Here is an 11,373-nt window from a genome sequence, read left to right on the forward strand (position 1 = left end):
ACTGCAAAAGGAGCAACTGCTAGTAGTTATTTATATAGTATTGTGGAAACTGCCAAGGCTAATAAGCTGGTTATAGAAAAGTATTTAGTTTATCTTTTTGATAACTTAATAAATATAGATACAACCGATAGCGAAAGCTTAGAGAATCTTATGCCTTGGGCTGATAAGATACCGGATGATCTAAAAATTAAAGATAAGAAATAGTAAATCCCTATAAAGATAATTGAGGTATGATGTAAATCTCAATAACTTTATAGGGATATTTTATTACTATTTTTGAAGCAATAAAAGACGCCAAAAACTTTTACGCTTACAAATATAATTTATTAAGGGAACATATAAAGAATTATTTTATGTATTTTGGAATAAATAGCATTTAGTGCCATAAATTCATTTTACTTTTATACATAAAAATAGTATTATATATAATAAAGGTTGTTTTTTTAAAAAACAAATAGCTGATAGATTTTTTATTAGTATTTACGAATAAGGAGACTTCTATGAAAAAAACATTAAGATTTGAAATAGTTACAGGTATACAGGGGGGATACAAAAAATTAAATAATACTTTAGCGAATCATGAAAAAATAGTAAGTTGTCTATGGCAAGATAATGCTGAAACTTTGTATAAAAAAAATAATATTTATATTTCAGCAGTCATTAAATGTAGCTATACTGTTTACAACCAAGAATGGGGATGTCCAAGAGGTGGAGAAAGGACAGTAGTTATAACTGGTGTAGCAAATAAGGAATTTGTTAATAATCTTGAGGCTTGGAAAGAGGCAGTTTTAGTATTGGCCAAGAAGTTAAAGGAACAATTAAATCAAAGAACAATGACATGTGAGTTTATGGAGACTGAACTTCATTATTTAAAATAGTAGGGGGAAAATAGGTGATGGATGATATTAAGAAGATAAGCTATCATATTTTTATTTTTCCTTTCAAATGGGATTATTTTAAAGATGAATTATCTTTTAATAAAGAAATAAATGAAAGAATAAATTTTGAAAAATTTAAAACTCTTTTGTTGGAAACAGAATATTGGGAAGAGGAAGGTAAAAATATAAAAGAATATATTGATTATAATCAGTATGTTTATTTTTATAAAAATGTCAGAAAAGTAATTTACGGACGAAATAATACTAATGATACAAATGATAAAAAAATTTTAGAAAATAAGAATATCAATACCCAAGATGAACTTGTAAAATGTTTTAAGTTTAAAGGAATAAATGAAAATTCTAAATATGTTATTTCACTAAAAAATAAAGAGTATTCTTTAAAGTTAACAGATATAAAGCTTAAAATTTACAAAACAGGTGTTGCTAATCTTATTTTTTTTGTTGAAAATAATGAATTTGAGAAAAAGGAGGATATTCTTAAAATAAATGATTATGGAAGAAGGATTTATCCTCAGTTTTTGCCATTAGAAAAATGTAGAGATAATTTTCTTGCAGATATCTCATTGATGAATATATCAAATAACTCTTCTGACAAAAAAAGTAAACCATATATTAGTAATTTTGGTGAAGAAAAGTTTAAAGAACATGATTTCAAAGAAGAAAGATTAAGTAGTTCTATTAATATTTCAAGTGTTATTACAGATATTTTAGGTGAAAGTTTTCTTTGTGAAAAGTGTCAAGATATTAAAAATAAAATTGTAATAACTCCTATTATAGATGATAGAATGTTTGTTATGTCATTTTTAGTTGATAGTTTATTTTCTAATTTAATTGTTAATGGAGATTATTTTAGTGACGTATGGTATAAGTACATTTTTATAGATAATGGTTCTTGTACATGTCAGAATGAAGAGATGAAAGAAAAACTTATAAAGGAATCAACATATGTGAGATGGAGCAATTATAATACATTGTATGGAATAACAAGATATTCTTTCGTTGTTGTTGCAAATAATAATGAATTTACAGATATATTAATAAATCAATTTAAAACTATATATTGTGAAATGGTTTTACTAGCTTTAACAGATAGAGCATCTTTATTAAGATTTAAGGAAGAAATATCAAGGATTGCTGCATTAGATGAGGAAAGAACATTAAGTGATGTAACGAGCCTTCAAAAGTTGTATATGTGTTTTTCAAATAGTATTTATTTTAGAGAGGTTACCCCTCAAGAACAGGGGATTGAAATGTATGATATGCTTCTTGCAAAAATGAGAATAAAAGAAGATGTTGATAGTTTAGAGAATAATATAAGAGAAATGTATAACTATACTAATGGGATATATAACAATCAAGTTAGTGAAAAGGTAAATTTCATAACTTATATAGGAGGAAAAATTGGTGCAGTTAGCTTAATTATTAGCATAATGGCATTAATAACTGAACTTGTTGGTAAAATTTATGAACAATTTGATGAACCCACAATATTTTACATATTACTCATAACTATTATCTGGAGTGAAATTGAAAAGAATTTTATTGATAAAAATATAAAGAAAAAATAAAGCTTTGATAAAAGAAGGTGACAATAATGAATAAATTAGAAATTGAATTAGTGCAACATACACCTATTATTCAATTCCAAGGACAACAAAAAGGTGCTGTTTTAAGAGGAACAGAAGTCAAACCTAAGTTGGACAAGTTCTTGATTAAATATATTTTTAAAGAATTTAATCAGTATAAACAATATTTAATTGGATATAAAGAAGGTATGACAGAAGAGGATTTTTTTGATAAGAAACCATTAAATTATAAAATTAGATTTAAAACTAGTGGAAAGATAGATTCAAATAAAATTAATAAAAATACATCATTCTATTTTAATAATATAGGGGACTCGGATAAAATTGATGCAAATAGACTGGTATTTGTAAATAATGGAAAGATTAGTGTTGAATTTTTTTCATTAAATAGAGAATTAATTAAGGCTATAGATGATAATTTTGATGACTTTTTATTAATTAATAATTTTGGATTTAGGCAGAATAAGACTTTTGGATCATTTACTTCTAAGAGAGATAATAGAAAAAATGAAGATATAATAAATAGAATTAAGGAATTGAAAGATAATAATAAAATCTATTATATAGAATATGAAGATAATATAAAAGATGATACTATGTATAATAAAATTAGAGATGATGCTTATAAAATTTATCAATATATGAAAAGCGGTATAAGTTACCCTAAAAAAGAAGAGTCATACTTATTTAAATATATGAATAATAATGAAAATATTAAAGATGAAAAGCAGTTTATAGTAAATAATATTTTCAATAAAGGTAATGATGGTGATAAATGTCAATATAGATATGAAAGAGCTGTTTTAGGTGTTTGTGATTATATAGATTACAAAACATTACCTAATAAAAAGAAAGGTGGAGTCGTTAAGTATGAGTCTACATCTGTAGAACGCTATAAATCTCCAATATTATTTAAAATAATAGGAAATATTCTCATAATAATATCAGAAGAGGATACTAACATATATGATGAAAAATTTTATTTTAAAAAAGAAGGATGTAAAAAAGGAAAAGAAATAAGAACTCCTAGTAAAGAAGAATTCAATTTAGATGATTTCTTAAAATGTTTTTTTGATTCCTTAAATAAGAATACTAATTTTAAGAAAAAACATAAATTGGCTTTTAAAGGCAAGATAGAGGTGAAATGATGAGTACGTATATAGGAGTGACTATAGGACCAATTAGCAAAACAATTAATAAAGCACGTTCAACAGGAGAACTATGGGGAAGCAGCTATATTTTTTCTTATATAATGAAGAATATAATTTCTAAATTGATAGACTATAAAAAAGGTGAAAAAGTCATTATATCTCCAGATAAATTTATAGTTCCTAATATTCTAGACAAAAGCAATAATGCAATAAATACTGATTTATTTGAGAATACAAAAGCAGGATTATTTCACGACAGATTAATATTTAAGTCTGATAAGGACGACTTCAAAAAACTATATAAAGTAATCAAAGAAGTTAAGTTAGATTTGGTTGATAAAATATGCTTTGAATTAAGTAAATTAAGTTGTGATAAATTAAATAAAACTGGTATTGAAAAATATATCAAAAATTATTTTAAAATATATTTTATTGAGGTAGATGTAAAGGAAAATGAATCTATCATAGGTTCTGTTTCTAAATATTTAGACGCAATTGAATTACGAGAAAAGTATTTAGAGGAAGAAGAAGAGGATTATATATTCAAGATTTTTGGGACGGATACTAATAAAAATAACGTTAAAAATACTTTTTTAACTGATGATGCATTTCAATATAAGGAGGATAAAGAAATATTATATCCTTCTATAATAAGAATTGCTACTAAAGAACTAAATATACCCAAAAACAAAAAATATAATAGTGATGATGAACTTATAAAATATTTGAATAAAAATGAATATAAAGAAAGATTAAGAAAGTATCATGAATATGTAGCTTTAGTACAGATAGATGGTGATTCTATGGGGAAGGTAATTAAAAATTTAACCAATAATGATAAATGCAAAAAGTTTTCAAAAAAGCTACTTGAATACTCTAAAGATGCGGTAACTATAATTAATAACTATGGAGGATTTCCTATATATGCAGGAGGAGATGACTTATTATTTTTTGCTCCAATAAAGAATAGTAAATCAGAATCAAGCAGTAATAATATATTTCAATTATTTAATGAATTAGATTTTAAATTTAATGAAAAGTTTAAAGATTACAAAGAATCTAATCCTAGCATTTCTATTGGCATGGAAGTATTCCATCAAAAATATCCTTTATACACTGTAATTCCAGATACAGCAAACCTGTTGTTTGAAGATGCTAAAAACTTTAAATGTGGAAATACAGAAAAAAATGCCTTAGCATTTAAATTGGTAAAAAGTAGTGGAGAAAATTTTTCAGCTACATTAATGAAAAGTGGACAAACTTATAATAAATTTATTGAACTCTTCAATAACATATCTAGTAGCACAAACGATAAAGATATTAAAGATACCTTAAACCAAATTCACATAAGATTTTTAAGAGATAAAAAAATATTAAATGAAATAGGAAATTGTAGCGAAAAGCTTAATAATTACTTTGATAATAACTTTAATGAAGATATTCATAAAGAGAAAAGAGTGCTTAACTTCATTAAAAATATAAAAGAATTCATAGTTTTTATGTATGAAGAATATGGAAATTCAGATGATATATCAATTACTAATATATATGCGTGTCTTAAATTTATAAGATTTATTAATGAAGAAAGTAATCTTTTAGAAAAAGGAGATGAATAAGAATGGCTAAATATCTTGCAGAGTTAAAGCCAATAGGGAGTTTTTTCTTTGGTGGAGAGAGAACTCAAAGAGATGGTGATTCTTTAAAAAATAATATAGTTTCTTCTAATATATTTCCACAGCAGACTTCAATATTAGGAATGCTGAGAAAAAAAGTATTAATAGAGTATGATCCAAAACTTTATAAGGTAAAGTGGGATTATAAGAGCGAAGAAAAAGAGATTATTGCAGAACTAATTGGAAAAAGAAGTTTTCAAAATATTGATGCAAAAGAAGCTCAAGATTTTAAATTTATAAAAAAAATTTCACCAACGATAATATCTTGTAAAAATAAAGATAGAAATGAAAAGAAATTTTTAATGCCTGTACCTAAAGATCATAAATGTTATGAGGAAAAACAAGGTGAAGGTGGAACGATTAAAAGAGACAAGAATAAATATTATACTCCTCTTAGGATAGAACAAAATAGTGATGTTTGTAAAGTAAATTATGGAGATGGTGAGTTGGAAAATACTCCAATTCCTTTAGATTATAAAAATAAAGATGGGATATCTAATGATTTTGTAGTTTTAGATAAGAATAAAAATATTGTGGATTTTGATGAAATTTTTAAGCTAGAAAGTAATATAGGTATAAATTTAGGGGGAGTTTATAAGACTAATGACAATGGACTCTTTAGAATTAATAGATATAGGTTTAATGAAGGGCAAAATTATAAGGACATAAAATTTGCATTTACAGTGGAGTTTGATGATAAATATACTCCCCAAAATAGATCAATAGTTAACTTAGGCGGTGAAGGTACAAGCTTTATTTTAGAATTAAAAAAAATTTACAATGAAAATATTCCTGATATTAATAAAATTTTCAAGGAGTGTATTACAGATAATAAGCTAATCTTATTATCTAATACTTTTCTTAAGTATGAGGAATATACAAAGTTATGTAGTTATTCTATCTCTAGTACTCAAGACTTTAGATGTTTAAAACTTGAGTTTAAAAAAATTAACTGCGGAAATTATAGCAATAGATTTATAAGAAGTGAGAAGAAGTATTCTCTTTTAGAAAGAGGTTCAATTTTATATGCTAAGAATGGTAAATATGAAGAGTTGAAAAATACTATTGAAAAATATAATAACATGAGCAATATAGGATACAATCATATTATTGGGGGAGGAAAATAATGGAGAACTTTGAGTTGTATTTAATAAGATGTATAACAAACTTACATGTTGGTGATGGTAATACTAGCTATGGAATTATTGATAATGAGGTACAAAAAGATGTTATAACAAAATATCCAATAATAAATTCATCTAGTTTAAAAGGAAGTTTAAGAAATTACTTAGAAAGTAGATATAGCAAGAATGATGTAAATGAAATTTTTGGCGATGAAACCAAAATGGGATTATATAGAGTTTTTCCTGGCATGCTATTATCAATACCAATGAGAAGTGACAATAGACCATATTACAATGTAACTTGTTTTGGAATAATGAAAGAATTTCTTGGCTTTTTAGATTTATTAGATATACCACTAAAACTTTCAAATGATTATACTAATGAAAAAAATAGCAAAAGTAAAGTTAATATTGAAGGTGAAGATGTTTACTGTCAAGAAGTTAATAATGATGATATGAAAAAGTTGTTTTACGAAAATCTAATTATAATAGATGATAAAAAGTTTGGAGATTTCGTCAAGGAACTTCCTATAATAGCAAGGAATAAACTTGAAAATGGTGAAAGCAAAAATCTATGGTATGAAGAAGTAGTACCTAGAGAAACAAGATTCTACTTTGGTTTGTGTAGAGATGGCAATAAAAAATTATTATTCAATAGTATAACTGAAAATTTAGTACAGATTGGTGGCAATGCAACAATAGGTTATGGATATTGCAATATTACTAAACTTAAGTAGAGGGAAGTGAAGAAAAAGTGAATAAGAAAAGAGTAGAAGATTTAATTCCATATGCTATTAAATGTATTGAAAAAGAAAAAAATATATTTAAAAATGGCAAAGTACCAAATGAGTTTAATGGCTACATATCAAGTTTTGGTGCTAGTATTATTCAAAGTGGTATTTTAGCTACAGTTACTTTTTTTAATGATAAAAATTCTAGTGCTAATGAAGAGAGATTTAGAGTGCCTGAACTTATCTTTAATATTTTAAAAGAATCAGATACAGTACAAACGGAAAAACAAAATCTTAAAGACTATCTTCTTGAAGAAAATAAAAAAAGTAACGATCAATTAAAAAAGGCTAAATATGAAATTATAAATGCTGCTATTGCTTTAAAACTTGGGATTAGAGTTTTTGAATTTGGGGATGAGCAAAATGATAGGCAAAACTCTCAAAAAAAAAGTAAAAAATCTAGTGATGATAGAGAGTGTGAAAAAAAAACTATTAAACTAATTATTGAAACACTAAAAAAAAGTGGAATTAATCTTGATGATAAAGAGAAAATGGAAAATTGTGAAAGAGAGCTTGAATATTTTAGGAGTAAAATTAATAAAAAAAATACTTCTTCAACAATAAATGAACTTATTGGTAAAGGAAGGTACATATCTAAAATAATTAACTATTTTGGTTATACAAACAGTAATAACTTAGAAAAGTGTAAAAATAAGATACTAAAGATAATAGAAGACTTTTTAAGATTCATTCCACTTTTAAAGCTAAACCCAAATGAGGTTGAAGGAAACTTATCTTATTTATACTATAAAGACTATTTTGATGATCTTATAACAGATAATTTTTCTAAAAATGAAGAGGACAATAGTTATTATTTTGACATAAAAAATGAACAGCTAATTTATAGAAGTAAAAGAGAAAAGCTAAATTCCATAGATAAAGTTAATAAGGATAATGAGAGTTTTATATTAAAAACTACATATCCTGGTTTATTAATAGGAAGTGGCTATAATCATAAAATCAGTAAAAATGGTGAGCTTAAACTTGGTCTAGAGTTTGATTACACAAGCGGTATTCCAATAATAAACGGTTCATCTGTAAAAGGTGTATTAAGAAGTGTATTTTATATTAAAAAAAATGAAAATGATTCTAATTTTGAAGAAAACAATAATAAGAATAAAGAGAAATTATATTATATTAATAGTATACTAAATTCGTGTATTAAAGATAAAAAGGTTAGCGTGATTAAAACAGAAAAACTGGATATGAGTAATTTTGAAGTATTGACTAATGAAATTTTTGAAGGAAAAAAAGATAATAAAACTTTGAATATTTATGAGAGAGATGTCTTCTTTGATGCTGTGATTGATTTAGAAAATACGAAAGCTTCATATATTTTAGGTGAAGACTATATTACTCCACATAAGAGCCCTTTAAAAAATCCGGTACCAATAAAGTTTTTAAAAGTAATGCCAGATGTAGCTTGGCGTTTTGAATTTAATCTCAAGGATGGTATTTTAAGCATAAATCAAAAGAGAGAATTATTCAAAGCAATTATAAAAGACATAGGTATAGGAGCAAAAACTAATTTGGGATATGGAGCGTTGATAGATATAGAAGACATTGACACTAAAGATAGTTCTAATCTTGAAGATGAAAATTTAATTAGTAGTAACCCTAATGAACTTACTCCACAGATGTTATTAGCTCTTAAACAAAAATTTAACGGGTAGTTAAATTATTAGTTTTTCCAACCGTTTCTTTGATATGTACAAGTTTAAAACTACTTATATCAATAAATAGAGTTATATTTAATATTAGATTTTAGTTTTTATGATTCGGTTGGAAAAAATTTTGAGAAATTAGTGTATAACTTGGGTTAGGTGAGGTATAATAAAAGAGGAATGGCTTAAAAGCTTTGGTTCAACATTAACATATAGATGTATTTAAACACTATAGTTTCTAATTGTCTGTATGATAGCTTGAGTTCAACATTAACATATAGATGTATTTAAACAAAGGTATCATAATCCATATTTATATAAAAACGTGTTCAACATTAACATATAGATGTATTTAAACCAAATTCTATAGAAAGTAAATTTATTACATAATTCTGTTCAACATTAACATATAGATGTATTTAAACGCTTATAATGATTATGTTTGATTAAAATTCAACAGTTCAACATTAACATATAGATGTATTTAAACTACTCTGCTTTTTCTTCATCAGTAGCTTGTCCTAAAGTTCAACATTAACATATAGATGTATTTAAACCAACATTCCAACATTGGTATGCAGATTTTCATATAGTTCAACATTAACATATAGATGTATTTAAACTACTCTGCTTTTTCTTCATCAGTAGCTTGTCCTAAAGTTCAACATTAACATATAGATGTATTTAAACCAACATTCCAACATTGGTATGCAGATTTTCATATAGTTCAACATTAACATATAGATGTATTTAAACTATTACTATCATTACAATAGTAATTAAAACTTAAAGGTTCAACATTAACATATAGATGTATTTAAACAATATACCACCTTTCCAATACCAGTTAACACCGATAGTTCAACATTAACATATAGATGTATTTAAACTTTATTTCTCCTAAGCTTAAAGTTCCTTTCTTTCCAGTTCAACATTAACATATAGATGTATTTAAACGCTACATGGAATAAATTAAGTATGTATTTAAATGCAGTTCAACATTAACATATAGATGTATTTAAACTTAAATCACCTCTATTATTTTGGTAAACATTACTAGTTCAACATTAACATATAGATGTATTTAAACTAGAGCTAAGAGCAGCTAAACTTAAAAGTGTTCCAGTTCAACATTAACATATAGATGTATTTAAACCTTGTGTAAAATGTTAAATGATTTAGAAATGCCACAGTTCAACATTAACATATAGATGTATTTAAACTCCTTCTAAAAGTTTATTATTATCTCCTTTAACATAAGTTCAACATTAACATATAGATGTATTTAAACTATAATCCTCTGGATTAAGCCCCTCTGGAAGTTCGTTCAACATTAACATATAGATGTATTTAAACGGAAAGATATCTAAAAAGCTTAAATATATTAACTGGGTTCAACATTAACATATAGATGTATTTAAACTTGTGTGGGAATATAAGAACCGGAAGTTATGAAGCGTTCAACATTAACATATAGATGTATTTAAACAAATATATAGATAGAGCTACACAATTCCCTCCTTGCTGTTCAACATTAACATATAGATGTATTTAAACTGGATACGTTAGAAAATGTTGATGTTATTTGCCCGTTCAACATTAACATATAGATGTATTTAAACTTTAAAATATTGCTTACAGCTTGTACTCCAATTGCTGTTCAACATTAACATATAGATGTATTTAAACGCATGTAATGGTATTAGAAGCATATGGGATGGATTGTTCAACATTAACATATAGATGTATTTAAACTTCCTGCCATTTAATCCACCCCCTATTACACTTCGTTCAACATTAACATATAGATGTATTTAAACATTGTAAATTATCAGGAATTTTTATTCTAAGACGTTCAACATTAACATATAGATGTATTTAAACAGTAGAAACAGATCCTAAACCAACACCAGGATTTAAGTTCAACATTAACATATAGATGTATTTAAACTAATAGACTTATAAGATATTCCACGATAAGCTTTATAGTTCAACATTAACATATAGATGTATTTAAACTTAAAATTTATACTCATTTAAATTCCTTCTTTCTATGTTCAACATTAACATATAGATGTATTTAAACCTATTATGTCTTTTGTAGTTTATATCTAGCTTACAGTTCAACATTAACATATAGATGTATTTAAACATATATATTATATCTTTGTAAGAATTTATATTAAAGTTCAACATTAACATATAGATGTATTTAAACAACTTGAAACATGATATTTCGATTATGAAATTAGTTCAACATTAACATATAGATGTATTTAAACACTTGTACATTATTTCCCTTTGGATATATATTAAAAGTTCAACATTAACATATAGATGTATTTAAACGTAGTATCCACAACGGCAACCTCCTTATACATAGTAGTTGTTTAACACATACTAAAAGTGGTTCTTTCCAATGTTAGTTGAAACAGCCTAGATTCTATTATATAATATGAATAATAAAATCAAGGGGAAAGAA

8 protein-coding genes and 1 CRISPR repeat array are annotated in these 11,373 nt (G+C 25.3%); all 8 genes read left to right on the plus strand.

The window, feature by feature from the left end; all coding sequences use genetic code 11:
* Positions 1-204 (plus strand): transposase domain-containing protein (locus BM384_RS11675; RefSeq protein WP_139232103.1); only part of this gene is annotated, 204 nt, incomplete at its 5' end.
* Positions 205-500: 296 nt separating this feature from the next.
* Entirely contained in the window at positions 501-878 is a 378-nt protein-coding gene (locus BM384_RS11680; protein WP_090013800.1) for a hypothetical protein, read from the plus strand.
* Positions 879-892: 14 nt separating this feature from the next.
* Positions 893-2,470 (plus strand): hypothetical protein, encoded by a 1,578-nt coding sequence (locus BM384_RS11685; protein ID WP_090013801.1) that lies wholly within the window; start codon positions 893-895, stop codon positions 2,468-2,470.
* A gap of 26 nt (positions 2,471-2,496) precedes the next feature.
* Positions 2,497-3,636 carry a hypothetical protein gene (locus BM384_RS11690; protein WP_090013803.1) on the plus strand — a complete coding sequence of 380 codons (1,140 nt, stop codon included), beginning with the start codon at positions 2,497-2,499 and terminating at the stop codon, positions 3,634-3,636.
* The gene (gene cas10 / locus BM384_RS11695; protein WP_175537358.1) at positions 3,636-5,255 is read left to right on the plus strand and encodes a type III-B CRISPR-associated protein Cas10/Cmr2; all 1,620 of its coding nucleotides are present in this window, start codon (positions 3,636-3,638) and stop codon (positions 5,253-5,255) included. The genes BM384_RS11690 and cas10 overlap by 1 nt, the downstream gene beginning before the upstream one ends.
* Positions 5,256-5,257: 2 nt before the next feature.
* Complete coding sequence (locus tag BM384_RS11700; protein ID WP_090013806.1) at positions 5,258-6,439, plus strand: type III-B CRISPR module-associated Cmr3 family protein; 1,182 nt, start codon at positions 5,258-5,260, stop codon at positions 6,437-6,439.
* Complete coding sequence (gene cmr4, locus BM384_RS11705; protein ID WP_090013807.1) at positions 6,439-7,173, plus strand: type III-B CRISPR module RAMP protein Cmr4; 735 nt, start codon at positions 6,439-6,441, stop codon at positions 7,171-7,173. Before BM384_RS11700 ends, cmr4 begins: the two co-directional genes overlap by 1 nt.
* A gap of 17 nt (positions 7,174-7,190) precedes the next feature.
* On the plus strand, positions 7,191-8,900 hold the full coding sequence (gene cmr6, locus BM384_RS11710) for a type III-B CRISPR module RAMP protein Cmr6 (RefSeq protein WP_090013809.1): 1,710 nt from the start codon (positions 7,191-7,193) through the stop codon (positions 8,898-8,900).
* A gap of 188 nt (positions 8,901-9,088) precedes the next feature.
* Positions 9,089-11,240: direct repeats of the CRISPR family, unit length 31 nt; unit sequence GTTCAACATTAACATATAGATGTATTTAAAC.
* The last annotated feature ends 133 nt before the right edge of the window (positions 11,241-11,373 follow it).

The organism is Clostridium sp. DSM 8431, from assembly GCF_900116755.1.
In the GTDB taxonomy this organism is placed as follows: domain Bacteria; phylum Bacillota; class Clostridia; order Clostridiales; family Clostridiaceae; genus Clostridium.

Bases quoted from the DNA above. Each gene is read 5' to 3' on its own strand.
- BM384_RS11680 (WP_090013800.1), top strand. From the start codon at position 501: ATGAAAAAAACATTAAGATTTGAAATAGTTACAGGTATACAGGGGGGA.
- cas10 (WP_175537358.1), top strand. From the start codon at position 3,636: ATGAGTACGTATATAGGAGTGACTATAGGACCAATTAGCAAAACAATT.
- cmr4 (WP_090013807.1), top strand. From the start codon at position 6,439: ATGGAGAACTTTGAGTTGTATTTAATAAGATGTATAACAAACTTACAT.
- BM384_RS11700 (WP_090013806.1), top strand. From the start codon at position 5,258: ATGGCTAAATATCTTGCAGAGTTAAAGCCAATAGGGAGTTTTTTCTTT.
- BM384_RS11690 (WP_090013803.1), top strand. From the start codon at position 2,497: ATGAATAAATTAGAAATTGAATTAGTGCAACATACACCTATTATTCAA.